General features: G+C 45.1%; 32 protein-coding genes. 3 read left to right on the forward strand and 29 right to left on the reverse strand.

The features are described from left to right. Positions 1-107: 107 nt before the first annotated feature. The 9 genes from AC4G47_RS22085 to AC4G47_RS22125 all read right to left on the reverse strand — a co-directional run bounded on the left by AC4G47_RS22085 (position 108) and on the right by AC4G47_RS22125 (position 6337). Entirely contained in the window at positions 108-1112 is a 1005-nt protein-coding gene (locus AC4G47_RS22085) for a sensor histidine kinase (protein WP_491102678.1), read from the reverse strand. Continuing rightward, positions 1109-1798: a response regulator transcription factor gene (locus AC4G47_RS22090; protein WP_491102679.1), complete on the reverse strand. Its 690-nt coding sequence runs from the start codon at positions 1796-1798 to the stop codon at positions 1109-1111. The genes AC4G47_RS22085 and AC4G47_RS22090 overlap by 4 nt, the downstream gene beginning before the upstream one ends. Before the next feature lie 158 nt (positions 1799-1956). Then, complete coding sequence (locus AC4G47_RS22095; protein WP_491102680.1) at positions 1957-2721, reverse strand: SDR family NAD(P)-dependent oxidoreductase; 765 nt, start codon at positions 2719-2721, stop codon at positions 1957-1959. A 50-nt stretch (positions 2722-2771) separates the two neighbouring features. Next, positions 2772-3491 carry a class I SAM-dependent methyltransferase gene (locus tag AC4G47_RS22100; RefSeq protein ID WP_458125962.1) on the reverse strand — a complete coding sequence of 240 codons (720 nt, stop codon included), beginning with the start codon at positions 3489-3491 and terminating at the stop codon, positions 2772-2774. Between the two features lie 218 nt (positions 3492-3709). Next, complete coding sequence (locus tag AC4G47_RS22105; RefSeq protein WP_491102682.1) at positions 3710-4093, reverse strand: VOC family protein; 384 nt, start codon at positions 4091-4093, stop codon at positions 3710-3712. Positions 4094-4228: 135 nt separating this feature from the next. Then, the gene (locus AC4G47_RS22110) at positions 4229-4732 is read right to left on the reverse strand and encodes a GNAT family N-acetyltransferase (RefSeq protein ID WP_491102683.1); all 504 of its coding nucleotides are present in this window, start codon (positions 4730-4732) and stop codon (positions 4229-4231) included. A 37-nt stretch (positions 4733-4769) separates the two neighbouring features. Then, entirely contained in the window at positions 4770-5294 is a 525-nt protein-coding gene (locus AC4G47_RS22115; protein WP_491102684.1) for a YfiT family bacillithiol transferase, read from the reverse strand. Positions 5295-5323: 29 nt separating this feature from the next. Further along, positions 5324-5881 (reverse strand): GNAT family N-acetyltransferase, encoded by a 558-nt coding sequence (locus AC4G47_RS22120; RefSeq protein WP_458127197.1) that lies wholly within the window; start codon positions 5879-5881, stop codon positions 5324-5326. Between the two features lie 15 nt (positions 5882-5896). Then, positions 5897-6337, reverse strand: coding sequence for a cupin domain-containing protein (locus AC4G47_RS22125; RefSeq protein ID WP_458125958.1), 441 nt, complete (start codon positions 6335-6337; stop codon positions 5897-5899). A 225-nt stretch (positions 6338-6562) separates the two neighbouring features. Here AC4G47_RS22125 and AC4G47_RS22130 point away from each other — a divergent pair, with 225 nt between their 5' ends. Together AC4G47_RS22130 and AC4G47_RS22135 are read left to right on the forward strand one after the other, a co-directional pair. Continuing rightward, entirely contained in the window at positions 6563-7336 is a 774-nt protein-coding gene (locus AC4G47_RS22130; RefSeq protein WP_491102685.1) for a sporulation protein, read from the forward strand. Between the two features lie 139 nt (positions 7337-7475). Beyond that, positions 7476-8840: a hydroxysqualene dehydroxylase gene (locus tag AC4G47_RS22135; RefSeq protein ID WP_491102686.1), complete on the forward strand. Its 1365-nt coding sequence runs from the start codon at positions 7476-7478 to the stop codon at positions 8838-8840. 91 nt (positions 8841-8931) lie between these two features. On the opposite strand, the gene AC4G47_RS22140 is transcribed toward AC4G47_RS22135, so the two are convergent. Then, positions 8932-9216, reverse strand: coding sequence for a hypothetical protein (locus tag AC4G47_RS22140; protein WP_458125955.1), 285 nt, complete (start codon positions 9214-9216; stop codon positions 8932-8934). Between the two features lie 64 nt (positions 9217-9280). Then, positions 9281-9850, reverse strand: coding sequence for a DMP19 family protein (locus AC4G47_RS22145; protein ID WP_458125954.1), 570 nt, complete (start codon positions 9848-9850; stop codon positions 9281-9283). A 430-nt stretch (positions 9851-10280) separates the two neighbouring features. Between AC4G47_RS22145 and AC4G47_RS22150 the strand changes: the two genes are divergently transcribed. Continuing rightward, positions 10281-11441, forward strand: a complete 1161-nt coding sequence (locus AC4G47_RS22150) for a glycosyltransferase family 4 protein (protein WP_491102687.1) — start codon at positions 10281-10283, stop codon at positions 11439-11441. A 137-nt stretch (positions 11442-11578) separates the two neighbouring features. Here AC4G47_RS22150 and AC4G47_RS22155 read toward each other — a convergent pair whose 3' ends face one another. The 18 genes from AC4G47_RS22155 to AC4G47_RS22240 all read right to left on the reverse strand — a co-directional run bounded on the left by AC4G47_RS22155 (position 11579) and on the right by AC4G47_RS22240 (position 24919). After that, complete coding sequence (locus tag AC4G47_RS22155; RefSeq protein ID WP_491102688.1) at positions 11579-13366, reverse strand: cellulose binding domain-containing protein; 1788 nt, start codon at positions 13364-13366, stop codon at positions 11579-11581. A 211-nt stretch (positions 13367-13577) separates the two neighbouring features. Beyond that, positions 13578-14102 carry an NUDIX domain-containing protein gene (locus tag AC4G47_RS22160; protein ID WP_491102689.1) on the reverse strand — a complete coding sequence of 175 codons (525 nt, stop codon included), beginning with the start codon at positions 14100-14102 and terminating at the stop codon, positions 13578-13580. A 260-nt stretch (positions 14103-14362) separates the two neighbouring features. Beyond that, on the reverse strand, positions 14363-15025 hold the full coding sequence (locus AC4G47_RS22165; protein WP_491102690.1) for an HAD family hydrolase: 663 nt from the start codon (positions 15023-15025) through the stop codon (positions 14363-14365). 37 nt (positions 15026-15062) lie between these two features. Next, complete coding sequence (locus tag AC4G47_RS22170) at positions 15063-15233, reverse strand: YHYH domain-containing protein (RefSeq protein ID WP_491102691.1); 171 nt, start codon at positions 15231-15233, stop codon at positions 15063-15065. Positions 15234-15341: 108 nt separating this feature from the next. Further along, entirely contained in the window at positions 15342-16118 is a 777-nt protein-coding gene (locus AC4G47_RS22175) for a Cof-type HAD-IIB family hydrolase (protein ID WP_491102693.1), read from the reverse strand. A 145-nt stretch (positions 16119-16263) separates the two neighbouring features. Then, a complete protein-coding gene (locus AC4G47_RS22180) occupies positions 16264-17817 on the reverse strand; it encodes a PH domain-containing protein (RefSeq protein WP_491102694.1) in 1554 nt (517 codons plus the stop codon). Then, entirely contained in the window at positions 17814-18311 is a 498-nt protein-coding gene (locus AC4G47_RS22185; protein WP_491102695.1) for a PH domain-containing protein, read from the reverse strand. Before AC4G47_RS22185 ends, AC4G47_RS22180 begins: the two co-directional genes overlap by 4 nt. A 369-nt stretch (positions 18312-18680) precedes the next feature. Next, on the reverse strand, positions 18681-19238 hold the full coding sequence (locus tag AC4G47_RS22190) for a GNAT family N-acetyltransferase (RefSeq protein WP_491102696.1): 558 nt from the start codon (positions 19236-19238) through the stop codon (positions 18681-18683). A gap of 27 nt (positions 19239-19265) precedes the next feature. Continuing rightward, entirely contained in the window at positions 19266-19688 is a 423-nt protein-coding gene (locus AC4G47_RS22195; protein ID WP_491102697.1) for a YhfM domain-containing protein, read from the reverse strand. Further along, positions 19682-20350 (reverse strand): zinc dependent phospholipase C family protein, encoded by a 669-nt coding sequence (locus tag AC4G47_RS22200; protein ID WP_491102699.1) that lies wholly within the window; start codon positions 20348-20350, stop codon positions 19682-19684. The genes AC4G47_RS22195 and AC4G47_RS22200 overlap by 7 nt, the downstream gene beginning before the upstream one ends. Before the next feature lie 53 nt (positions 20351-20403). Then, positions 20404-21183 carry a hypothetical protein gene (locus AC4G47_RS22205; protein ID WP_491102700.1) on the reverse strand — a complete coding sequence of 260 codons (780 nt, stop codon included), beginning with the start codon at positions 21181-21183 and terminating at the stop codon, positions 20404-20406. 108 nt (positions 21184-21291) lie between these two features. Next, entirely contained in the window at positions 21292-21453 is a 162-nt protein-coding gene (locus tag AC4G47_RS22210; RefSeq protein WP_491102701.1) for a hypothetical protein, read from the reverse strand. A gap of 155 nt (positions 21454-21608) precedes the next feature. Then, positions 21609-22061 (reverse strand): GNAT family N-acetyltransferase, encoded by a 453-nt coding sequence (locus AC4G47_RS22215; RefSeq protein ID WP_491102702.1) that lies wholly within the window; start codon positions 22059-22061, stop codon positions 21609-21611. A 4-nt stretch (positions 22062-22065) separates the two neighbouring features. After that, a complete protein-coding gene (locus AC4G47_RS22220; protein WP_491102703.1) occupies positions 22066-22827 on the reverse strand; it encodes an aminoglycoside adenylyltransferase domain-containing protein in 762 nt (253 codons plus the stop codon). Positions 22828-22854: 27 nt separating this feature from the next. Continuing rightward, positions 22855-23748 (reverse strand): PhzF family phenazine biosynthesis protein, encoded by an 894-nt coding sequence (locus AC4G47_RS22225; RefSeq protein ID WP_491102704.1) that lies wholly within the window; start codon positions 23746-23748, stop codon positions 22855-22857. After that, positions 23741-24115 (reverse strand): Type 1 glutamine amidotransferase-like domain-containing protein, encoded by a 375-nt coding sequence (locus AC4G47_RS22230; RefSeq protein ID WP_491102705.1) that lies wholly within the window; start codon positions 24113-24115, stop codon positions 23741-23743. Before AC4G47_RS22230 ends, AC4G47_RS22225 begins: the two co-directional genes overlap by 8 nt. Next, a complete protein-coding gene (locus AC4G47_RS22235; RefSeq protein ID WP_491106835.1) occupies positions 24033-24407 on the reverse strand; it encodes a hypothetical protein in 375 nt (124 codons plus the stop codon). The genes AC4G47_RS22230 and AC4G47_RS22235 overlap by 83 nt, the downstream gene beginning before the upstream one ends. After that, complete coding sequence (locus tag AC4G47_RS22240; protein ID WP_491102706.1) at positions 24404-24919, reverse strand: nucleoside deaminase; 516 nt, start codon at positions 24917-24919, stop codon at positions 24404-24406. The genes AC4G47_RS22235 and AC4G47_RS22240 overlap by 4 nt, the downstream gene beginning before the upstream one ends. Between the last annotated feature and the right edge of the window lie 190 nt (positions 24920-25109).

Consider the following 25109-nt stretch of genomic DNA (forward strand, 5'->3'; position numbering starts at 1 on the left):
ACTCCTCTTTGATCTTCTGCAAAATGCTCGTGTCTATATCATAATCGGGATGTGCAGTGTTATCGTGCGATTCACCGAACAAAACCAAAAAGCATGTGACATTGTTGTCACACGCCTGCAAGATGCACCATGTCGTTTTTTCGCGGAAAAGTAAGTGTGACGGTTGTGCCCTCGCCAGGAGAAGATTCTACATGAATGCTCATATGAAGCGTCTGGACCACCTGACGAACCAAATATAGCCCCATCCCGGTAGCAGCCCCATCCATTCTGCCTCGGGTGGACGTAAATCCTTTATCAAATATACGTGGCAGATCTTGAGCCTCAATCCCTCTTCCGTGATCCTGAATCATCAGTATAATGTGCCCATCTTGCTCCCGGCTATCAATGACGATATCCGATGAATCACTATATTTCACCGCATTGCTCAGCAACTGCCGGATAATAAATCCTAACCATTTGCTGTCTGTCAGCACGCGAGTAACCGTGAGTGAGACATCAAAACCAATGCCTTTGGAAATGCACCACGATCTCAGGGCTCGAATCTCGCCCTTCAGCACCGGTTCAAGTTCCGTCTCTTCGATGAACAAGTCATTATGCATAAATGGAATCCGCTTCTGGTGAAGCTGCTGATCCAGCAACTGATGGATTCGTAGCCATTCATATGTCATTTGGCTCTGTAACTTGTCATCTGGCAAACGCTCGATCATGAGTTGCAGCGCAGTCAGTGGAGTCTTCACCTCATGAATCCAGGACAACATCTCATCCTTCTCCTGTTCCAGAGCGATAAAATGATGTGATGACTCCTTACAATAACGCTGCGTCTGGGAGGTAATGGCCTCGTGTACGATAAGTTCATACGGACTCTCGGCGATATCAAGCTCCCCAAGATCATAGGTATGATCCCAGGTATTTAACTTTTTATAGAAACGGGACTCTTTCGGGTATCTCGCCCATATAAAAAAAAGGCATGCCACCACATTGAGTACTACGATATACATCACAGATCTGAATGGAATGGACGAGTCCATGTAGGCCACAAATAAGATAATAAGCTGCATGCTTATCAGTAGCCCTAACCAACTAGCCTTTTCTCGTATGTACTTGCCGATCATGCTTCCGCCTCTTCCGTTGCCATGTAGCCCTGACCTACTTTGGTTTCAATGTAACCGTCCAATCCAATAGGTTCAAGCTTCTTCCGTAACCGATTAACGTTAACCGTCAGCGTGTTGTCACTTACAAAATGCTCATGATCCCACAAGCTCCGGATGAGATCTTCACGGGTAACAATTTGATTTTTGTGCTCGACCAGCACTTTAAGGATGAACATCTCATTTTTGGTCAACAGGACAGATTCATCCCCGCAGGTCAACGTATTTTTCACATATTCAATAGCAGCACCGCGCCAGGTTCGGAGTTCAGTATGCTCTGTATTATAGTTGTACACCCTCCGCAAAATCGCTTGGATCTTGGCAATCAATACATCGAAGTGAAAAGGCTTCTGGATAAAATCGTCTGCACCCAAATGCATGGACATGACCATATCCGCGGGATGATCCCGTGAGGACAAAAAGATAATCGGCACATTGGAGTGTGAACGAATAATCCGGCACCAATGAAATCCGTCATATTGAGGCAACTGAATATCAATAATGACCAATTGCGGCTGAATCCTGCTGTACTCCTGCAATACCTTGCCAAAGTCCTGCACACCGTACACGTCATACGACCACTGGGACAAACGTTCCTTGATTTCACTGAATAACGATTCATCGTCTTCAATGAGCATAATTTTAAACAAAAGACTTCACCTACGTTTCTGATCTTCTAAGGTTGAAAATAAGCTAATTATACTATGCTATTACAGGTGACCGTTACCGTTACGAATCGTTCTTCCGATCGCTGTTACCAGTGTACAGGGAAATTCACAAGAAAACGAGCAAAACTACGTATACGATATTAACTCTCTGTGGAGTGTATAACATGGCTTGCATCACTGTGTTCTTCGATCCGTTCGATCAACTGCTTCGCTACATCTTGTGGCGATCTTAATTGGCCTGCCTCATATACCTGACTGAATAGCCCGGATAGCGCAAATTCCTCTGCATTCTTTCCGCGTGCAACAGCCTGTAACTCCGTGTCGACCATGCCCGGATCAAAAGCAATCATCTCTACAGGGTTCAGCTTTCCCGTTTGCTCCAAGGATACACATTGGGTGAACATGTTCATGCCTGCCTTGGATGTACAGTACACTGTCATGGAAGGCGCGGGATAACTTCCTGAACCTGAAGAGAGATTAACAATTTTACGTCTAGCGGACAGGTGATTCGTGTGTTGAATAAAAGAGGAACTCAATATCATTGGGGCTGCGAGACTGATGTTGAGACTCTGACTTATCTCTGCCGCACTGCATTGATCTATAGGTCTTAGCGGCTCCAGCATCGCTGCATTATTAATGAGTCCAATGAATTCAGCTTCCTGAGAAGGTATTTGGTCCAATATACGTGTAATCAAATCGTCAATCCCGGTCAGGTCGGCAAGGTCGTACTGAACATGACGGTAACGCCCGCTCCATTCCTCACTTGATTCCAACAGATCTGAGCTCCCGCGTGAAATACCGTAGACCCAGTCACCCTTGGCTAATAATAACTCTGCAAGCTGTAGACCGATTCCTTTCGATGTACCTGTAATGATAAAGTGTCTTCTTCCTGTTCCTGTTCCCATTCCGATACCACGCCTCCTCTATTTTCAATCGATCATATCTCCAAATAGGCTTACGAATCTTTCTTTCTCCACAACGTAGCCCATAGAAACGGTACACCAAAATACGGTTCATGCTGCTCCATCGCCCTCATTGCACGGAACTCCACACATTCGAAGCCATCTTCCAACATGTAACGTAGCTTCTCCTCCGTGAACGCCAGACCACCTCGCATCGACTTCTCTTGATACACCTGCCAATCATTCATAACGATCTCCGGCCCACCAATATCACCAAAACCCGGAGCGAAACAAGTCATTCCAAAGTATCCTCCAGGCCGGAGTGCATCGTGGATCATCTCTATGTAGGGAATGCGCTGATGTGGTAGCAGATGGTGCAGACACCCCGAGTCGTAGACAAGATCATATTCTTGCTCCGGGGCCAGTTCGAACACAGATCGACATTCAAAATTCACGTCCAGCTGCTCTTCTGCCGCTCTCTCCTTAGCCCAGGCAATAGCTGTCTCCGAAAGATCATAAGCATCAACCTGATATCCTTGGCGGGTTAGATACAACGCATTTCTGCCCGGCCCACAACCCAGTTCCAGTGCCTTGCCGCCACGTAACAAACCTGCGTTCACATGCGTTACCAGATTTTCATCCGGTTTGTTTGGAAAAAAGGGAATAGGTCTGTTCCGATCCTCATAGAAAGGTTCCCAAAACTGCTTGGCCGATCTGAAGTCCGCATCGAGCATATCATATAGATCCTGCACACTTTTAATCGTCTTATCCACAACCACATTCCTCCTTTAACTTTCCATCCCAATCTTCATTTATGACGAATCATTCCTCATTATTTGCATAAATCAACCACACCATATTATAACATTTTTACCCAGTAGTTCTCTATTTTTCTTGTGTTTTTCCACTCGTAAATATAGGTTTATTCTCAACAAAAAACGACCGACAGGGACGTCGATCGCTTGAAATAGTATCTGTTTTCAGTTGTAATTTACTTTGCTCGTTCCAGTACAGCAAAGTAATTTCCTTCGTTATCGGCAAAGTTGAAGACACGCCCGGTTGGCATCTTGACCATCTCTCCCACCGTTACATGTTTACCAGACAAGTCGGCATATAATTGATCCAGATTTTCAGTGAAGAACATTAACGAAGGTGTGCCCAGATTGACACCCGCCGACATCCGCTCCACGAATTCTTTGTCATGAAGAATAATGCTCGTCTGCGAATCCGGGGCAGGCGCAATCTCGATCCATCTCATGCCTTCATCCAGGTTTACTTCATCCACAATATGGAATCCCGCAACTTCCGTCCAAAATGCCAGTGCTTCATCTTGATTGTTGACATACAACATAATCTGACCGACTTTGCTAAACATGCATCGTTCACTCCTCTATTCAAGTAATCTCCCAACATCCTGCTTGTCCATTCCTCAAATTCCAATAGAGTATAACATGCAGGATGGCTTTTTCATCATCTTTTTTTGTATGCACACTTACGCTACATGAACGGCTTATAACTTCTTCGTCAGATATAGTACAACATCATCGTCTATTATTGTTTCTTCACCCGGCTGAATGTAATGATCGTGCTTGTGAACACCGTGGCCGTCTGGTATGTATCCGCGATGGGCATATAAAATTTGCGCTTTGCCATAATCAGAAAACACACCTACACCAATGCCTGCTACATCCGTTCGTTCCAGAATAACTTCCTCTGCTCGGTCCATAAGTTGCGAACCAATACCTTGACGTTGGTACTTCATCAGAACATTGAAATCGTTGATTTCAGGAATCCCCTGCTCCCTGAACGCTGGATAATGTGATACCCATAATACATTAACGTATCCGGCAAATTCTCCATTCAACTCCGCCACCAAGGTCACACGGTCCCCATTCTGTTGTTCGAACAGATATTGAAGATACTGCTCGGCAGGTTTCTGCCATCCCTGCGCTTGAAAAGCCTGCGAGATTACAAGTGGATCATTCTCATTCAAGAGGCGTGTCTGTATAATCATCACGGCACTCTCCCCTCACAACAGGTTTGTTGATTCTTTATATCCCTAGTTTTTCTCTAAGCGATGTGATGTGGGCAACATGGTGTTTGCCATGCCAAGCATACATGCCCAGATTGTAATCCAGTCTCGTCGTTTCTTGCGATGAGGGATGATAGAATTGTTTGGCATAATCTGCATCTGTCAACGCGTTTAACAGAAACACCCAGCGACGATGCAGCGCATCCAGAATTTGCAGCGAGAATTCGATATCCAGGTCTCTTGAATCACTCAATTCAGCCCAACGCTCTTCATAATAAGGCCGAATCGTAGGTGTATCCTCTGTCAGTGCCAGCTTGAAACGAATCATACTGTTCATGTGGCTGTCTGCCATGTGGTGAATGACCTGTTTGAGCATCCATCCACCTTCTCGGTACGGCAGACTTAATTGCTCTTCACTCAGTCCTTTAACCGCTTCTCGGGCGCGTTCAGGCAACTCAGCAATGTCCTGAATCCACTGCTCTCTCTGTGCAGACGTAACCTCGCCTGTGTGTACAAATGGTCCTATCGGAAATCTTTCATCCATCCATCATTCCTCCTTGTGTGTGTTATTCACTATAACTTAAGCTGCTTAGAGGAAGTATATTCCATTAGCCAGCAATCTCTCATCTGTCCTTCATGCTGCTCATGCTTCTCCAACAGTTTGATCCTTTGGAAACCACATTTCTCATAACAGGATATCGCTCGCAAATTCCAAGCCTGAGGGTCCATAACCACTTTACTGGCTTTCTTTTGATTAATTAGATAAGCCAGCATGGACTGCATCAACTGTGTTCCAATCCCTTTATTCCAGTAGTCTACCTCACCAATAAACTGGTCCGTTCCATAGATGATCTCATCCGTGTCTCCATAACCATACTCCGATCGTTCTTCATCCTCAAGCTCATAGAACTGAATGTATCCAATCGGATTTCCTCCGTACTCAACGATACACCGGGTAGCATCATCATCCTGAGTGTAAAAATGTTCTCTTACCATATCCAGATCATGCGGCCGATCACGTCCTTCATAGTATTGAAGGACTTCCGGATCAGACAGCCAATTCTCCAGATGATGTCCATCTTCAATCTTCAAGAGTCGTACGGTGATTTCATTCGATTCATATACATTCATCATTCTGCATACTCCTTAACCATACTTTTGAAATAATTCCTTCTCCGTTAAAGATTGAGTTAACCTATCCAACTCAGGTGATGCTGTCCAGTCACTGGAGGTATTTGTTCCATGCTTGATCGTATGAATGACACTATTGGCAGACATATATATATTATGATGAACTCCCGGCTGGACAACGATATGCTCTCCTTCACGCATCACTCGAATGGAAAGCATCTGATCGTCTCCATACCTGGCATAAGCAATCCATCCGGATTGCACCATATAAAACTCCGTTACATTGACGTGTACATGACTGTTCTGCCAAGCTCCCTGGGACGAGGCAACCGTTCTGCAATAATAACTGCCATCCTCGGCTATCATTTTATATTTCTGTTCCCCGTTCGCCATCTGTTCAAAGCTGGTTTTGACACCAGTCTCACCAGTTTTCTGTTCTGAAGGTTCTGTATTCAATCGCGCTCAGCTCCTTACGGCCTGCCAAATATACTTGTGTCTAGAGGTCCTCCTGACAAAAACTTCCTTCACCCAAAACATTCGACATAGACAAGTCGATTCTCCTGTTTTAATTCGCGATATATCTTCACTAAAATTTGAAACGCTTCTCTTCCAGTTTCCGTATTAAGGTCGAAGTCGTATTTATCCCCAAATAGTAAACCATCTGATCTGGAGGTTGAGCGCATGTCATTTTTCAAGAAAATGTTAGCCAGTGTAGGTGTTGGAGCAGCCAAAGTAAATACAGAATTGCATACATCAGAAGTCACGCCTGGAGGAATCATCTCGGGGACCGTGTATATTGAAGGTGGGGATGTGGAACAAAACGTAGATCGAATCTACCTTTCAATCAAAACCCATTACATACGGGAGCGCGATGATCGCAAAGTAAAAGAAACAGCCGTTATAGCCAAATATTTGCTCACCGAAGGTTTCACATTGCAGCCTGGAGCCAAATTGGAGAAGTCATTCTCATTTGACCTGCCAGAAAACCTGCCTATTACGCTACATCGTGCAGAGGTGTGGGTAGAAACGGGCCTCGATATCTCAAGCGCCGTGGACCCTTCAGACCGGGACAGACTGCACGTCGTACCTACCAAAGATATGAACACCGTACTGGATGCGATTGAGATCCTCGGCTTCAAACTGCGTGAAGTGACCAACGACTATGCGCCGAAACTAGGCGGCAATCTGCCATTTGTCCAGGAATTCGAATATGTGCCAACCAACAAATTCCGTGGGCAGCTGGATGAGCTGGAAGTCATGTTCTATCCGATGGGCGATTCACTGGAGTTGCTATTACAGATTGACCGCCGCGCTCGCGGACTCAGTGGAATGTTCTCGGAAGCGATGGGTACGGATGAAAGTTTCGTGCGTATGCATCTGTATGAAAGACATCTGGAGCAGGGGGCACATTCTGTCGCTCAAGGTCTGGAAGAAGTCATTTCCAAACATATCTGATTGTCATCTGTACCAACAGCTCTTTGGCACATCCGTGTCAAAGAGCTGTTTTTGTACTACGATAACTCGATCTCAATCATGCATAGAAGCTTGTAGGCAGGAATTAGTGGGTATATTAGATAAAAAGGAGGGAATTCGCTTGTCTTCACAACCCAACAATTCTGAAATAAACGAAGATCAAATCATTGTTATTGGTGCAGGGCTCGCCGGTTTGAGTTGTGCCTTTGAACTTGTAGAACAGGGAAAGTCTGTACTCGTTCTCGAAGCTGCCCCCTATGTAGGCGGGCGCACAGGGAACTGGAATGAGCGGGGAATGGAGGTGGAATCCGGGTTCCACAAATTCATTGGATACTACAAAGCCCTGCCAGATTTGCTTGAACGTGCTGGCATCGACCCAGATGGTATGTTGGTATGGGAAACCACGATGGAGGTTCGTCACCCTGATGCCGATGAGCATGGTGAATTTGGACTCGATGTTATTCATGCTCCACTTAAAACACTATCAGGTGTGCTGGGAAATAATAATTTCATCACGCCAGCCGACAAGGCCTCACTTATTCCCTTTTTAGCTGCTGGCTTCAAGGAGTGTGTATCCAGTCCCGAGGAACTTGATGCAGTATCGGTGCTTGATTTTGCAAATCAGCGCGGGGTAAACAAACAGGCTCTGCAACGAATCGTTGAACCGTTATCTTCAGGCATTTTTTTCATGCCACTTGAAAAATATTCTGCGTATGCCTTCTTTGGACTGTTTCTGCCGGGTATTCCACGGATTCATAAAATGCGGATTGGTGCCTTTACTGGTGGTATGACGGATGTCATGTGTGCGCCTCTGGCTGCTGCCATCGAGCAAAAAGGAGGACAAGTACGAATCAATGCCCCAGTAACCCGACTGCTCTATGATTCGGAGGGTTTGAAAGGTGTGGAACTAGAAGATGGTGAACAGCTCTCCGCTACACGTGTTGTTGTAGCTACCAATATCCGGCGTTCCCAACAATTACTTGAAGAGCATTTCAGTGAACATGAATGGTTTCAACCCTTTTTGAGTCTGGATGCCATGCCACACGTTACAGCACAGTTCGAATCAGAGCTGCCACTCCTTCCCGAGGACCGTACAACCTTTGGGCCAGGTACCGACATCGGTTCATTTGGGGAGCAATCCCGAACAACGTTTCGCGGGCGGCCTGGAAGAGCTTCAATCATTCTGGTTAATCCCGACGAACTCATTGATCTGTCCGATGAGGAAGTATGGGAGCGTACCAAACAAGGGTTGGTCGATATCGGACTTGCCGAAGGTGTGTCTTCAGTAACGGATTACCGGATCGTTCGGGGAAAAGAGAACTTTTATCGGATCTCACCAGGCAATGAGTCCAAGCGCCCCGAACAAGTGACTCCAATTCAAGGGTTATACCTCGCTGGGGATTACACTAAACAGCCCATGTTCACCACAATGGAAGGTGCTGTGATATCTGGTCAGAAGGCCGCGGCCGGCATTCTTAATATATGAGGCTAACGAAAAGCAGCCCTATTATCAGTGATCTGACAATAAGGGCTCTTTTTAGTGTATAAAGAAATATGTGTTACGAGATTATTATCGACTAGGAGCGCTGCTTCCGCTTCTGGAATTGTGAGCGGATAACATAATAAGCAGTTGCAAACAGGATAACTGCGCCTATGCCAACGATTATCATGGAAGAATCCCATCGAACAATAGTTCCAAAAGCAACCTTGGATTGCAATGGAGTATCGGAAGAAGCGGTATTCGTCAGATCAGGTACGTAATTCATAGTCATGATCATGCCTTGAACGACATTCCAAGCTGCATAACCAATGATGAATAACAGGGTAACCAGAACGGATTCCATCGCTAATCGTTTGTTCATGCTCGTCATTTTGCCTCCTCAATTATGGTTAGGAAGGATGTCTTTATACGAAGTCTCTTTCCATTTAATTAGACAAGATGTGCTTCATCTCCTGTTTTAGACGATCTTTATTTTCATCCACATATTGATACAGCAAGTCGAAGCTTTCTTCGTTATCCGATTGCATGCTCAAATTCGCGGCTTCCAGTTCAATCTGCTGCAATACCTCATGAATCTGTTCCCCGTGTGTTTGCAGGCTTGTCGTGATATCGTCTTCAGACAGACCATTCACATTATCTCGTAATTGTCCGTGCGTTACCCCGTTTTCGGACAACATCTGCTCGATCTTTTTCAAGATCACGGCATCTGCATCATTCCCGATCCGCTCCATCGCTGCTCTTGTCTCAACCAGATACTGTCCGCTGGTATTCTCAAGGAAACCGGTCATACCGTTCATGGACAGTTCAGTATCCAAATCGATGATTAGAATGGTATCTTGCAGTACTTGTGGAAGTTCCGGTCCGCTCTCTCGAATCGTCGCAAATTCAGCTCGATATAGGTCCATGGCAATACTCCCCACCACTTCTTCACCCGACATCTCTTCAAGCTGATCGAGTGGTAACAATTCCTGCAGTTCTTCTTGTAACTTGTTCATCTTTCTCTGCCTCCTGTATCTCTCTATCTATCTGAATAGTTTGAACGAATGTTTTTACACTGGACCACTACGCGGTCAGAATAAACTTCCGATCGCTGTTATCCCCAGATTTTTTCAATCCCTTTATTAAAGGGGAAAATCCGGTGATGAAGGCGAAGTGTATGCTTCCGTAGCAGCTTTCTTGCAGAAAGCTTTTAGCTTCGCTTCTTCAGTTTTTTTCTGCCCTCTCCGTTATCGTGTAAATTTCCAGTTCACTACGCCGACACGTTATTACATCATATCAGAATATGTTATATAAGTTGAACTCATGGAAGTTTATATGTTCATGCTGAAGTCATTTTACAGGGAATATCGTCAAGTTAACGTGCACTTGACCTCTGGAAAATGTTCCGCTGTTATGATCTTGACATCACGAGTCTTGGGAGGGGTAATGATGCGCCTGGCCTTGTTCACAGACACCTATCTTCCGGAAACCAATGGTGTTGCTGGCACGCTCCACCGCTTGAGTAACCATCTGAACCTCAGAAGAATTGAACATCTGCTGTTTACTCCGAACTCCGTCATTGAAGGAAGCCATGAGACTCAAGTCAGATCGGTTGCCAACATTCCTTTTTTTCTGTATCCCGAATGCCGCATTGCTCTACCCAACAGGGCAAACACTTACAAACAGCTACAAGCCTTTCAGCCCGATCTGCTGCATATCGCTACGCCTTTTAATATGGGGCTGCTTGGCCTAAGGTATGCGCTCAAGCATCATCTTCCTCATGTTGTCTCCTACCATACCCACTTCGATCGTTATCTCGAATACTACCGGTTGAAAAGCATAATTCCTCTCTACTGGAAATACATCCAATGGTTCCACCGGGCCTGTGATGCTACACTAACTCCATCGCAGGAAACGTTAAACACACTGCGTGCCCAAGGCATTCAGCGTCTGAAGCTTTGGTCCCGCGGAATTGATTGCAACTTGTACTCTCCTGATAAACGCAGCTCGGATATCCGTGAACGATATCAGATCACCGCTCCCCTTATTCTACTCTACGTTGGACGCATTGCCCCGGAAAAAGATATCGCTACGCTCACGACTACCATGCAGCAATTACCACAGGAAATGCAGTCCCGTGTACACTGGATTATTGTTGGCGACGGCCCATCTCTCCCCAAAATGCGTCTGCAATCCCCACCGAATGTCACCTTTACAGGATATATGCATGGCGAAGAACTTGCTGTTATGTATGCTTCGGCAGATCTGTTTGTGTTTCCTTCCTCTACAGAGACATTTGGAAATGTGGTGCTGGAAGCGATGGCTTCAGGACTTCCTGTGGTGGCGGCCAATGCCGGAGGTGTAAAGGATTTGGTATCCCACCACCGTAATGGTGTGTTGTTCGAGCCAGGTCAGGCTGATGCACTGATTCGGGAGATATGTCTCTGGGGAGATCACGAGAACCAATTGAGAATGATGGGATTGGAAGGTAGAAAGCTTGCTGAGCAGCGGTCGTGGGAGCATATTTTTGATACACTGATCGGGGATTATGAGGAGGCTATCGAACATCGGAACAGACGAACGAAAGATCGAATTATTACAGCGTAGTCTGATGAAATCAGTTTCTTCCAGCAACCCATAATAATCGCCTCTGCCTTCTGTTAAGTTAAAACGGTTCGCCCGTTCAGGCTGCCGCAGCATGTATACGGTGCTACGGTCAGCCTGAATAGCGTATACAATGAGCGTTAAGGTGTGACCCCGGAAATCAGGGCACCATTCTGATGCAGGGTTACCCTGTTCCACACGTCATAGGTAGTTTGCGTTGGACGGAAGGAATAGTCATTATTTTCGTTAAAATTGCCCCAATCATCCTTGTGGATACGTAGCTGGATGTCTCCCGTCTGACCTCCTGCTGGCAAAGACCCTGCCCCCGAAGTGAAACCAATCTCAACATAGGTATCTGCATTCGTGCCCGTAACACTTCCGATGTTGGTCGTCATGTTGGTTGCTCCGATCTGTGCCCAATCGATGACCGTATTCAACCCCTCGGAGCCGTCTTTCGTGAAGTAATAACGGATCTTGAGACCACTCAAGTTAACAGCGGATGTACCATTGTTTTTGATATTAAAATAGGGTTTGATATGATTGTTCGTTGCATCGGTATCTGCCGCACGATATTGTAGAACCAGATTCGACGTTGGCGTGGTTGTACCCGCCTGCGGTGTCGCACTCACCTGTACCGAGCTTGGGCTGGTGCCCGCGCTGTTCACGGCTTTGATTTTGTAATAGTACGTGGTTCCATTCGTCAAAGACGTATTGGTGTAGGTTGTGCCGCTCACATTCGTGGCTACATCCGTATATGTTCCTCCGCTCGTTGTCGCACGCTGTACAATATAACTCGTCGCTCCGGTAGATTCGCTCCAGTTCAAAGCTACTTGTCCATTCCCCGGCGTAGCTGTTACACCTGTCGGCGCAGCCGGGATCGTGATGACTCCCCCACCACCGTTATCTGGCACCGGCTGATATCCAGGGGTTGTATAGATCGTGTTTAATGCAGAGGTTGCCAGCGTACCATTGGGTCCATTGACCACCGTCTGTCCCCAATCGGTCAGGGAACCTGCTGGTCCGTTGTTCAGATCAAGGTATTCTACACCGCCACCGTTACCGTACCAGGACCAGGCCAACCAGCCGACTCCCTTTTGCTGTGCGTAGCTCAAGATCGTCGCTTCATCCACATCACCACTGGTGTGCTTGAATCCGAATTCGCCTACAATGACAGGTACGCCGATGGCCAGCGCATGATCAATGTTGCTTTTGACCGTTACAGCATCGCCACCTGCGTATTCATACATATGAATGGAGAAAATCGTATTCGCCAGTGGGTCCGCGTTAAATACATCCAATCCACGATTGAAAATCGCTGTCGGGTATTGACCCCAACCTGCGGTATCTACGACAAGTGTATTCTTGATGCCCGCCTGACGGAGCTCAGGAATTACTTGTTGATATCCATCCGCCCATATTGCGGTTTCCCATGAACCGTACCATTCATTCGCAATGTTCACGATCACGCGATCTTCCTTGCCAATCAGGGCATCCTTAATGCTGATAAAATAATCCGAGGCTTTCCGCAGTTCTGCAATACTGTCCGACCCGGTGGCATCATGTACTTCCAGCATAACGGTTAATTGATACTGGTCACACAGCGCGAGGATCTGCTCCACATCGGCCAGTGAATCTGCTGTCCAGCGACTTCCGTTGGACAATACGATACGCACGGTGTTGGAGCCTGTCGCAGCAATGGCCGGAATGGCCGCTTGCAGATCATTTTTGAACCAGGTATGGGCATGATTCACCCCACGCATGACAAAAGGTGTACCTGTAGCATCTAATAATTTGGTACCGCTTACATGAAATCCTTTGACAGGCCCGCTTGCAGCTGAAGCTGGATGAGGTGAATACGCGATAGACACCAGCATTAACGACAGAGAGAACAGCATTGCTTTACGAAACATGTTTCCAATACGCTTCATAACAAAACCTCCTTCTTGGGATGGGTTAAGCTATTCACACGGAATGTAGACACATAGAAGCCATACAGATTAACGACATGGATTATCTCATCACTCACCTCCTGACACTCTTAATATACTATAACATGTCAGAAAATGTTGGTATTATTTAGATTTTTTTATATAAAAAGACATAATGTGATTTACCCATCTAAATTTTTTTCTTCCAGTTTTATATTCCCACATTATCAACAAACCCCTTTGGCTCAAATGATATCGTTTCTTGCATTCTGTTCCATATCACCTGCGGAGTACCCTTTAGGTCTGCTCCGTTCTGCACGTTGCCAATCCAGATATCCTCTGCTCCCGGATGTTGTAAGTAGTGCCTGAGCGTCGCTTTGACCAGAATGGACGCATGCAAATCCAGCACCTCATCCAGCGGTATCCAGAATAACTCCCCTTCATCCGAGGGTACAAACTGTCGATGCCTCGTCTCTCCGAAATATACAAACTGCTGCCAAATCTCACCACCGCTAACCTCTAACAGAATATATCGAAGCCGAAAGTGTTCGACATCCGCTTGCTTGAATCCGGTCTCTTCTTCAATCTCCCGATAGCTGGCGGTCATGGGTAAGTTCAGTTCCCCTTGTTCCAGATGCCCGCCAATGCCACCCCAGAATTCAAAATCAAACAATCTGCTGCCTGCCTTCTTCATCATCAGCATGTCTGAGCCATTGCTCAAAAATGCTGTAGCCATCTGTCTAATCTCCATATGTACCTCGCTTTCCAAACTGTAATTATAAGAATCCTTTTCTATATAAACTGAACTAAAGAATATTAACACTGGCCACTCCGATGACAGAACAACCTTCCGATCACTGTTATCCTCCAAGATAAAGGCGAGGTTTATGCTTCCGAAGTAGCTTTCTTTCAGAAAGCTTTTAGCTCCGCTTCTTCAGGTTCTTTCTGTCCTCTCCGTTCGATGTAACTGTTATATTCAATTTATATAACCGTCTTCTAAAGCAATTCCTTTAGCTCACTTAGATGCTCAATCGTATGTAACGGACCATTCGTAATGGTGTCCTGCCATGGCTGGTTAACCTTCATCCAGATCGTACTCATGCCAACGCTTGCCGCTCCTTGAATATCGTTTACCGGATGATCGCCAATGTAGATGCATTGCTCGGGAGTGAGGCCGAAATAATCGAGCGCAAGTTGAAAGATCCGAGGATCGGGCTTCTTGACTCCAGCCTCTTCCGAAACAATAATATGGTCGTAATCCTCCCGGATACCGAGTTGATCGATTTTCCCATACTGAATATTGGTCTGCCCATTGGTAATTAACGCGGTTCGATATTTCCCCCGGAGATGCTGAACGACTTCTCGCGCCTGTTCCATCAGAACTGAACTTCGCACATACTCTCTGCCATAGAACTCCATCAGTTCTGCATGTGGCGGATGCTCTGCCCAAGGGAGCTCATGCAGTAACTCGTTGAAAAGAAGGGCTTTGTCCTTATAACCATCTTGATCGAGCTCAATAATCCGCTTGCTTATATCTTCGGTTGATTCTAGATGACCAAAATAAGTCTTAATCAAGCTCTGGGTGAATCCGTCAAAGGTCATCGTTCTGTTCAGAATCGTATTGTCCAAATCAAAAATAACCGCTTTAATATGATCCATAACTTCTTTCCCCCAGTCTAATAATGAGAAGCAGTGATTATTTTTTCTTTTTGTGATAGTGATAACCCATGCACAGACCCTTTTGTTTCGATTTGGCTGAACAGTTATGTCCACCGTTCTTATCCAGTCTGCCTGGATGAGCATAAGCAGAAGAAGATACACCCACAAGCACGACAAGAGACAGGATTACGATAACAATCTTTTTCATAAGTCACCCTTCGATAAATACCCTATGCTTTAGGGCTTAATACGTGCCATATCATTCTACATGAAAATCCACAATTGGGATATCCTTCATCTATTTCGGGGATGCATCTCATAAAATCTTAAATTGCTTCAACGCATGGGTGACTCCGTCTTCACTTGCCCGCAGGGTAACATAATTGGCGCTTTGTTTAATCCGCTCTCCGCCATTTCCCATCGCAATTCCGATCCCCGCATATGCTATCAGATCCACATCATTCTCTCCATCGCCAAAGGCCATCATCTCATCTCTGGTTATCTTCAGGTAGTCGAGAACTTTCTCTGCGGCTGTAGATTTGCTGACTTCGCTCGCTTCCAGCACATTCACTACATACGGATGGAACCTCACGAATCGTAAGGAAGGAAATCCGGATTGAAATCTCTGCGTCTCTGCCTCATCCGCATATAAGCAGATGCAATATACATCCTGTTCCAACGTACTGATTTTCTGTGGGGAATCCGCCAGTCCCAGCGTATCTCGCAATGCCTCAGCTACACGACCATCTGCTGTACACAACCCGTTCATCTCAAATGACTCGGTAAAATATGAAATACTGTGCCCATGTAACTCGGCAAACTTACTGAATTCTCTAACCATCTGTGCAGAAAGAACTGACTTATGTATCACTTCATCACCTGCTTTGATCAATGCTCCGTTGGCCGAAATGATTGTATCGATTCCGAGACGCTGGAATTCTTCACATAAATTAAGGGGTCTGCCTGTGACGAGTACGACGTGAATACCATTACGAATCAAGTCCTTGATCGACTCCGCTGTACGTGGTGATAAACTCCGATCTACTTCGCTCAGCAATGTACCGTCCACATCAAAGAACACGGCTTTAATCAAAATGTTCTTCCTCCTCTACTTCTGGTCGCTCATGGGTACGAAATGTTTCAGATCACGTTGGCCCCTCCTTATTGATACAATTCCTCAAGTAAAAAGAGCAAGTACAGAATAACCTGATGCGGTCTTCCTGCAGTTGCTCTTGCGTTTAACGGGTCTGAACATCTTGGGTACGTCCCATGTACCATGATTGAAATGATTCCGCCATATCCAGGGGGATGTCATGTGCCCGATGATGCAGAACAGGTTTGGCACGGTTTACCGTATGAATGGAAGCAACACCGAACCAACGCTGTAACACATTACGGGTGATCTGCACTTCGATGACTTTCTCACGTTTGGAGATGAAGAGTGTTGACGTGAGCGCGCCGGTCCGAAGTTGAATGAAATTCTGATTCAGAATGTATCTGGTATGGAAAAAGTCCACCACTCTGCATGTTGCAATCCACACCAACAGAATCGCCGAAATCATCCACCAGGCATGCTTCTGTCCAAACACAAATGGTTTGAAATACCACAGCAAACCCGTTATAATGATCCATCCCCAACTTGGTTTGAGCAGGCGCAGCCATAATGATATTCTCGGAAGCCTTTCCATCTCCTGCGTAACCCGATAGGATGGTAGAATCTCCTCAATCATGGTATAGGCTTGCTTCACAGGCAAGAATGGATAGAGCGAGTTCACCTCCTGGCCGGATTCTCCCAGACTACCTGCAGTAGTCAATTCCACTTCGGCTAATCCAAGCAGCCTTTTCATCGGAGACTGTGTAATTTTCACGGCTTGGACTCGCTCTTTCAGGATTGAAAATGACGTCTGCTCCATCATGCCCTTCGTGATATAGATCCGCTTAGAATCCGAGGTGATCTGGAAGTTTCCATATTTCACAAACGTTCTGACAATGCCCAGTGCAATTGATATGATCAATAAAACTAAAATCATCAAACCGGCAACCCACCAGGAATCAAGCCAGGTTAATAACAAACTTTCGGTTACTTCTTCATCAGGGAAGAAGTCCTTCACCCAGGAATAGAGCGTACCCAGGACCGGAATCAGTACGAGAAAACTAAGTGACGTAAAGGATGCTTTGAATATGTCCTTGCGAGTGGAATGATAATGAACAACCCGTTCTTGTTTTTCTTTGGCAGGTAGTGACATGACTTCATCCGTTACAACAGGTTCAGATTGCTCCTCTCCCTCTTCGATGGACTCATCTACATCTAACGTAACATGTTCCTCTGCTGCTTCTGCTTCTTCAGCCATATGACCTGCTACAATTTTCTCCAGCTGTTCCGCTTCGGAAAGTGAAACAACGTGTAACTGAAAGGTAGCATCTTCTCCCTTAATTCCGGTCTCGAATCGAATTGACGTCACCCGGAACAAACGATGAAACAGCGTCGTATGACGATTCACATTCTGGACCTTCGTATAGGGTATCGTTCTTCGGGTACGGTTGAACACACCACTGTAGATATGAAAGGCCGTATCGTCTGCTGTATAACGAGAGGTAAACCACTTCCAGATGATCGACACGATGCCGATGGAAATACCTACATAAAAGGCAATTCTTCCATAGAAGACCCATTGGGACTCTGAGTCCTGACGGAAAATAAATAAAAACAGGATGACCGCAAACGAATTCTTCACCAGTCTCCAAAAGCTCCACAGCATGGTTAATGGATGATGTCGTTTCATATCGATCATTCATCCACCTCATTAATCCGCGCATAGGATGCGATCTGATGACGGAGTGCCAGCGCGACTTGCTCTGGCAATGCCGGGATGTCATGCGATGAACCCATCGTGCCCACCGATACGGAATAGAGTCCATATTTTCGCATCAAAGGTCCCTGATTCGTTGTAACCGATTGCACTTTCGCCATAGGGATGATTTGATGTACTTTGGTTAGCGCCCCATGCTTCAGTTGCAGGAACTCCTCATTCACATCATAGTACCAATGCTTGTATAACCATGAAGGCTGAATGAAAATATCCCACACCGCATAGGGCACAGATATGGCCGTAACGCCCCACAAAATCCAACCAATCCACGTCTTCCATCCATAGATGGAGTCGAGTATTAACAGTACGGCAAGTATCAGAATACCTATCACATTCCATATGATGGCGCTAATTCTCCACAAGTTTACCGCATGAGGGGACAGCCGTTGCTCGGGTGTATTCCACTGGATTGACATATGTTCACTCCTTTTTCCTCGGGTACATAAAAACACACATGATACACTGTACGAACAATCGTCCACGATCGATGCAGAAAGATTCAGTTAGTTAGTAAAAGAGATGACCCCTGTACGGTACAGGTCGTCATCTCTATTGTTTATTTAACTTTAGTCCATGTTCAAAAAGATTGGTTTTCAGTACCGAGAAGATGGGATGAAGCTAGAAATGGAGTAGCAGAGCGTAGGGAAAACTACGTGAGCAACTACAATGTTTCCAAAGGAAACATACTCCGTAAGCGTCTGCTTATTCGGCTGAATTCCATATTCGACGCTGATGATGCCATTAGGCATCCTTCGTAATCAAAAGCGGGCTTTTTGAACAACCTCTTATACTATAAAATTCTGTACTTCACATAACCATACCATATGGTCTGTTCCTTCACCCCAGTAGTTCTTCGCCACGACATAGGGTTCACCAAATTTGCGTTGCCACTTCTTCTGTGCGATTCGATAGCCGCTATCCAGGCAGAATTGCTGGATTCCCAGCCTCTGTAGTTCAGTAACCAGTGCGAGAATCAGCGCCGAACCAATCCCCCGACCTTGAACCTCGGGCAAAACGTACAAGCTACCCAGTTCTCCGATATCGTTCAGCCGGTGATCTGTACATTCTCGGATCTCCTCACCACAAGGTCCATATGAGATTGTTCCTACAATAGCATCTCCCATTTTGGCCACGAGGAAAAATACACTTGCTTCCTTGTTGTGATCTGACTGCAAAGCAGTGTGAATCAATGCTCTCTTATGCGCTATTTCATCCTGGATATCATCCAAAAGCGAGGCAATGCCCTCCTGTTCAAATACCACAGGGATGGTTGTCTCGAACACCTGATGCGCTCCCTCTGCATCCGATTGTGTCAAAGGTTTAATGATAATCTTGTCATCCACAGGTTCTTCTCCATTCCATATACCTTCTTAATCTGTACGTCGCTGGATCAATCTTCTTAATTGGTTCGAATCCTCAAGAGATATGCTATATCCCGTTGAGGTGTCTTCCTGGTTTACTAACAGGCCCTGCATCTCGGAGTCCATTCCTAATGAAAAATCGTACCGCGTTACCGAGCCATCCGCATTCGTTATACTCATCTTGTACTGTGTGCCATAATTCAGATTGCCCGGCAAACGCTCTGCCTTATGTATGGCCTCTATCATGATCCGTATCTCTTCAGATCGATCAAACTTAACATCTTGGCATGGTTCAAAAGTGAAGTCTGGATTACAAGTTAAAGTGACCAGTACAGGAAGACCCTCTTCCGAAGCTGGTTCATTCGGTTGAATGCATCCTGTAATGAACGTCACAATGACGAGTACGATCAACAAGCCTACATATTTCACCATACCGCTTCCCACAAAGACAACAGAGCGGTCAGTCTCTGTACGGTCTCTTCCACAAATACTTGAACCCTATCACCCGTAATGAACTCAGGAGTAATTTCCGGCTCTTCCCCATTTAGAAAAGAAAACGTGTGGTCCCGCCAGCGAATAATCTCGTCAGCAGTTAAACGATCCCTCATGTCATAGCCTGGTGAACTGTTGAGCACCTGCCATACCTCTTCACTCCAACTTGAACCTTGATAGAGATTGAAATCAATCTGGTCCGTCTCCTGGTAATATAAACGCGCCAGTTCATCCTTCGATCTGCTAATGCCTGTGTGTTGGTCTGCCTTATTGACCCGTTCTACGAATTCAGGATGCACACTCCGGAACCAGTAATAGTCTGTCAGCACATGCATGAAGTATCCCCGCACAAACCACTTCCATCCTTCATCGGTGAGTTGTTGCATATAGGTTGAGTAAAGTTCCTGCAGTCGTCCAACGTGATCTCCTTCATCCTTTGGGTTGAAATGGGTGTACTCCTTATCGTCTCTGGTTGTGCCTTCACGCATATGTATGGAATCCGGGGCGATATTCCCCAGATAAAATGAACCTCGATCAGTCTGCACTTGCAGAGAGTCTGCAATCCGATTAGCAATATTGAGATGAACCATAGGTAGCGGCATAGAGACGATCTCCTTTTATCGGGAAGTATTCTACTATACTTAGGAAAAAGTGATTAACCCTTGATTCTCTCCAATTGCATCCGGTCAAACAGCTGCTCCAGATCCGTATGGTACTCCGGCTGTTCCTGTGCGAGCAGACTAATATATTCCGACCCACACTCATAGAATACCAGACGATTAAACGGAGCTGTATCTCCCATATGATTGCTTTCCTGTCCGAATTTTGCCCGAATCCGATTCTCAACATACCTTGCATAACCTTCGTTCCACTCCAGCCAGTTCCAGTACTCGGCTTGTTCTTCATTTAATGAACGGAACAGTGCCTTTCTAGCTGTTTGCACTTCCGTTAGGTCTTTACTCTTCAAAGCAGACAACAATGAGTTAATCCGCTCCACAACGATTTCATCTTCATACGGAAACTCATAATCCAGTTCCCATGTTACACGCTTCAGTTGGTCCATTTTATGTTTAATCTGGAGACGGTTCACGATCCGTTCATCATATTTCTCATATACATAGCAATGAACATATTCGTGGAATAGATAGACTTTCTGCTCCAAGTCTTTGAACGCTGCATCCGTTACAATCGCACACATTCGGTCACCCATATGATGTACCGGCATTGCGGCCAGGCATTCATCTGGAATATATAAATCATCCGGCACCGTCTTCACCCACTCATATTGTTGTGTTTTGGACGAATAATCATAGATATATAATAAAGCCTCATAGGCTACAACCACTGGATAATGTTCTGCAAATAAAGGATGTATGCTAACCAAATCTTTCTGAAGCTCGTTTAACTCGTTAATTTGCTCTAAAAAAGCTTCCATGTTATTAACCCTCTCTTCACTAGGATGATGCGTTAATCATACTAGAACAGAAAAGATAAAACACTGAGAGAAAAATGATAATTCTGTTCGAGTATGAAATGGTGAACGTTAGAAACGCTCTCCGCGTTTCTCATACAGGTAGATATCCAGTGCCTGAATCCCACGTTGGGCTAGCTTAATAAACAGGATCAGCGCATATACACCCAGTCCGTATAACACTACATTAATCAACATTGCAAATATCGTAATGATAGAACCAAACATCATCATTAATTCCTCCTAATTAATCTACTAAATTATCAGTCCCTATTCTAGCATATTTTTCCTCAATTAACTTTTTTGTTAGATGTAAGGGGCATTTAGCGTTCTTATGGGTTGAAAAACAAAAAATCTACCACTCAGTTCAGGGAGTGGTAGATCCTCAATCAAATCATATATTCATAGATTCGCGTCTCTTCATCATCAAGCAGGTATCCTTTACCGATATAAGTCCAATTACTTTTTTCATAATAATCGGTCAAATCAGTACACAAATACAGCTTGTCATACCCTTTCGCTTTTACCTCATTCATCGCATGGGTCTGGAGTTGTCCACCCAAATTCTGGCCCCGATATTCTGGATCAACATGAAGACATGCAAACCAGGGAAAGAGATCCTGTCTGCTATTCAGATCGCTTCGTAATAATGCGTACCCACCGATAATTCGGTCTCCGTCCAGCATCACATAAAATCTTGGCACATCACTCTCTGTATCCACAGAACGCTTTATACAATCCCGATAGAAATGGAAGCTCGATTCCGAGCCCCATTGTTTCCAAAAATACTGTATTGCTTCTTGCAGTAGGTCCGGCTTCAGCCGAATATCAATAATTTGCAAAATGTTAATCTCCCTTCACTTGGATCTGATTCAACATATATTCCGCATACTCCAGAAGTAATGCTTCACTCAAATTCACATTCTCCAGTTCACCATTGTACTTTGCAAGACATTGTGAGATGACGTCCGTGTATTTAGCGGGAAGCTCTGTGAGCGCCCATTCTCCTGCTTCTCGCTTGGAGTGAATGACTGAATCTTTCACATACAGAAGAACCCGAGACAGACTCAATACATAGTAGACTGGGTTGTCCGCAATTTCGTCCATAGCTGAAATCGCATCCGATGTAATTGAGGCAATCATATGTTCACGATTTTCCGGTTGGAACAGGTCCTTAATTGGTTTACCTTCCAGCGCAATACCTCGATCATAGATGACCGCCATATGTGCTACCAGATCCGGATCTTCATATCCACCACATAGATATTGCTCATCCGTTCGATATTTCTCCCGGTGATACGCAGAGTAATGAAATTCGAAAGGAGTCGGGAATACCGTGTTAACAACCGTAGATTCCAGTAAGATACTGAGTTCAAAACCTTTCGTAATGTGCATCTCATCTTCAATATGCATTAACTTTTTTGCAATCCTTCGATAGGTGTCTGCAGATCGCTTTTCCCGGCTAACTACCAATATATCGATATCGCTCTGATTCGGATGAAAGCATCCCATGGCCATAGAACCGTGTAAATAGATTCCCACCAAGGCATCCGTTAATTCTTCTTTCAACATAAGAGTAACGCTATCTAAAACAGTCTTTTCATTCAACAAAAGTCGCTCCTTTATGTACATTTATCAGGTTTCCAATGTAACGTTCAATTCACACACAAAAACAGCTGTCCCCTTTATTCTGACATCCATATCCTCACCATCCCTAATCACTTTCACTTGAACTTTCCCATCTCTTCCAATCTCATGCCCTTGTTCTACCACAAACTGTACCTCGTCCATCTCCGGTTTCACATAGGTTAAATAATATGCACCCATAACACCGGAAGCTGTTCCAGTCACTGGATCTTCTGTAGTACCTGAGTAGGGTGAAGAGAAATGTCTGGCATGCATCATCGCATCGGTATCACGAGTTTCAAAACAAAAGGGATGTAGCGAAGCTTTAGGATTCTCAAGCAAAACACCAGGGAATAGGGAAGAATCCGGTTTCATTTTAACAAAAGAGTTCAGTTCACCGATTGGGATTAATAACGTCCAGGTTCCTGTGCTTCCATAAACGATCGGAATAGAGAGGTCCACATCATCCAGAGTTAAGTTTATTGTACTTAGCAGCTTCTCGATATCACCCTGGAATGGGTTAAACTGCGGCTGATCCTGTTTCATTTCCATGTAAATGGTGTCGCCATTTCGCTCAAATTGAATAGGTAATACGCCTACATTGGTTTCAATCGTGATCAACTCTTTGTCACTCAACATACCACGTGTCTTCAAACCATACAGTGATGCCATTGTGGCATGGCCACACAGATTAATCTCATGTCCTGGCGTAAAATAACGTAATCTGACGTCAGCTATTTCAGAGTCCAACACAAATACCGTCTCGTTAAATCCAACTTGATAAGCGATCTGCTGCATCGCGGTCTCACTGAAGTGATCAGCATCAAAAACCACTCCTGCCGGGTTACCTTGACCGGGAACCGTGGAGAAAGCATCATAATGATAGACCGTAATATTATTCATCAATAGACCCACTTTCTTTGTAACCTACGAGACGCACATTTCCATATAACTCTACGCTTTCACCGTCAATTACAACCCCGCCACCATCTTGGCATGCATAGACCGCCGTACGGTTAACGAGCGTATACTCTCTTAATGAATTCAGGGTATCTTCCAAACCATCCCAATGCGGTACAAACTCAAAATCTACGAGCCCCAGCGCTTTCATATCATTCAGGCCCACTTCGTTTTCATCAGCATCCTCCCCATACCCGGCTATCTCTATCGTAGGTGTAGTCAGAATACTACTGCATCTGCCCATTAATATATCTCCTGTGACTTGCAGATGCTTCCTGAACCCACAAATCCAACTCCACTCTACTAACAAAAAAATTATCCTGAACCTTAATGAACGGAAACATTCTCCCATCAAAGAAACCTGACACCGTAAAACTCCCTTGTTCAGCCTTAATAATACTCATCACCTGTTCTTCAGTCATACTCAGATACTCGGCAGTTTCTTGCATCGTCAATAATACTTTATCGTTCGGTACTTCTTGTTCTACTGCCTGAGTCAGTTTACTATTTCTCTCCTGAGTCGTTAACAATATGCAGCCAATAATAAACGAGATACCCAAAATGACACTGGCTAAAAGTATAGAGAGCGGAATAGATTTCATTGCTTGGGAATCTCCCACTCTGTATTAAGCAAACCTCTACCAATGTTCCATTTGGCAAGCAAAGCTCTCTGTCTGTTTTCCAGATCAAGATACGGTGCTGCAACACAGGATAACGTGTCAAACATATGGATAAAATGAGGCCCTTCCTTGAAACGTCGAAGCCCGCCATATTCTTCATCATCCGCTGCCCATACAATCTTTTTAATCCCCGACATTAAAATGGTACCAGAACACATGGGACAAGGCTCACAGGTAGTATAGAGCGTCAGGTCTTTCTTCGTGAATCTCTTCTTATTGTCTACATCCAGCAAATGTTTTCCTACCTGACGAATGGCATCCACCTCAGCATGTGCGGTGGGGTCGCAATCCGAGAAGACTCGGTTCCGGCCTTTACTCACGACATTCCCATCCACATCCACGATTACCGCACCAATCGGATACGTGCCTTCAATAAGTGATTGTTCTGCTTCTTCCAGAGCCAAAGTTAAATATTCATAATCCGATAACTTCATTGAAAGTCCCCCTGAGTACAGTTATAGTTCCTTACAAAACAGATTCCTTCTGCTTCTTTTACGTCACGACAAGGCTCAATATCCATAAACCGGGTTACATCTGGTTCAGCGAAATGCTCAAAAACAACCTGACGATCTACTAGGGTTAACTCTCTGAGGTACAATCGTTCAGTCTCTACATTAGGAAAAT

Source organism: Paenibacillus sp. Negev47, from assembly GCF_058313655.1.

Bases quoted from the DNA above. Each gene is read 5' to 3' on its own strand.
- AC4G47_RS22085 (WP_491102678.1), bottom strand. From the start codon at position 1,112: ATGATCGGCAAGTACATACGAGAAAAGGCTAGTTGGTTAGGGCTACTG.
- AC4G47_RS22095 (WP_491102680.1), bottom strand. From the start codon at position 2,721: ATGGGAACAGGAACAGGAAGAAGACACTTTATCATTACAGGTACATCG.
- AC4G47_RS22105 (WP_491102682.1), bottom strand. From the start codon at position 4,093: ATGTTTAGCAAAGTCGGTCAGATTATGTTGTATGTCAACAATCAAGAT.
- AC4G47_RS22110 (WP_491102683.1), bottom strand. From the start codon at position 4,732: ATGATTATACAGACACGCCTCTTGAATGAGAATGATCCACTTGTAATC.
- AC4G47_RS22115 (WP_491102684.1), bottom strand. From the start codon at position 5,294: ATGGATGAAAGATTTCCGATAGGACCATTTGTACACACAGGCGAGGTT.
- AC4G47_RS22120 (WP_458127197.1), bottom strand. From the start codon at position 5,881: ATGAATGTATATGAATCGAATGAAATCACCGTACGACTCTTGAAGATT.
- AC4G47_RS22130 (WP_491102685.1), top strand. From the start codon at position 6,563: ATGTCATTTTTCAAGAAAATGTTAGCCAGTGTAGGTGTTGGAGCAGCC.
- AC4G47_RS22140 (WP_458125955.1), bottom strand. From the start codon at position 9,216: ATGAACAAACGATTAGCGATGGAATCCGTTCTGGTTACCCTGTTATTC.
- AC4G47_RS22145 (WP_458125954.1), bottom strand. From the start codon at position 9,850: ATGAACAAGTTACAAGAAGAACTGCAGGAATTGTTACCACTCGATCAG.
- AC4G47_RS22150 (WP_491102687.1), top strand. From the start codon at position 10,281: ATGATGCGCCTGGCCTTGTTCACAGACACCTATCTTCCGGAAACCAAT.
- AC4G47_RS22155 (WP_491102688.1), bottom strand. From the start codon at position 13,366: ATGAAGCGTATTGGAAACATGTTTCGTAAAGCAATGCTGTTCTCTCTG.
- AC4G47_RS22160 (WP_491102689.1), bottom strand. From the start codon at position 14,102: ATGGCTACAGCATTTTTGAGCAATGGCTCAGACATGCTGATGATGAAG.
- AC4G47_RS22165 (WP_491102690.1), bottom strand. From the start codon at position 15,025: ATGGATCATATTAAAGCGGTTATTTTTGATTTGGACAATACGATTCTG.
- AC4G47_RS22170 (WP_491102691.1), bottom strand. From the start codon at position 15,233: ATGAAAAAGATTGTTATCGTAATCCTGTCTCTTGTCGTGCTTGTGGGT.
- AC4G47_RS22180 (WP_491102694.1), bottom strand. From the start codon at position 17,817: ATGATCGATATGAAACGACATCATCCATTAACCATGCTGTGGAGCTTT.
- AC4G47_RS22185 (WP_491102695.1), bottom strand. From the start codon at position 18,311: ATGTCAATCCAGTGGAATACACCCGAGCAACGGCTGTCCCCTCATGCG.
- AC4G47_RS22195 (WP_491102697.1), bottom strand. From the start codon at position 19,688: ATGGTGAAATATGTAGGCTTGTTGATCGTACTCGTCATTGTGACGTTC.
- AC4G47_RS22200 (WP_491102699.1), bottom strand. From the start codon at position 20,350: ATGCCGCTACCTATGGTTCATCTCAATATTGCTAATCGGATTGCAGAC.
- AC4G47_RS22205 (WP_491102700.1), bottom strand. From the start codon at position 21,183: ATGGAAGCTTTTTTAGAGCAAATTAACGAGTTAAACGAGCTTCAGAAA.
- AC4G47_RS22210 (WP_491102701.1), bottom strand. From the start codon at position 21,453: ATGATGATGTTTGGTTCTATCATTACGATATTTGCAATGTTGATTAAT.
- AC4G47_RS22225 (WP_491102704.1), bottom strand. From the start codon at position 23,748: ATGAATAATATTACGGTCTATCATTATGATGCTTTCTCCACGGTTCCC.
- AC4G47_RS22235 (WP_491106835.1), bottom strand. From the start codon at position 24,407: ATGAAATCTATTCCGCTCTCTATACTTTTAGCCAGTGTCATTTTGGGT.
- AC4G47_RS22240 (WP_491102706.1), bottom strand. From the start codon at position 24,919: ATGAAGTTATCGGATTATGAATATTTAACTTTGGCTCTGGAAGAAGCA.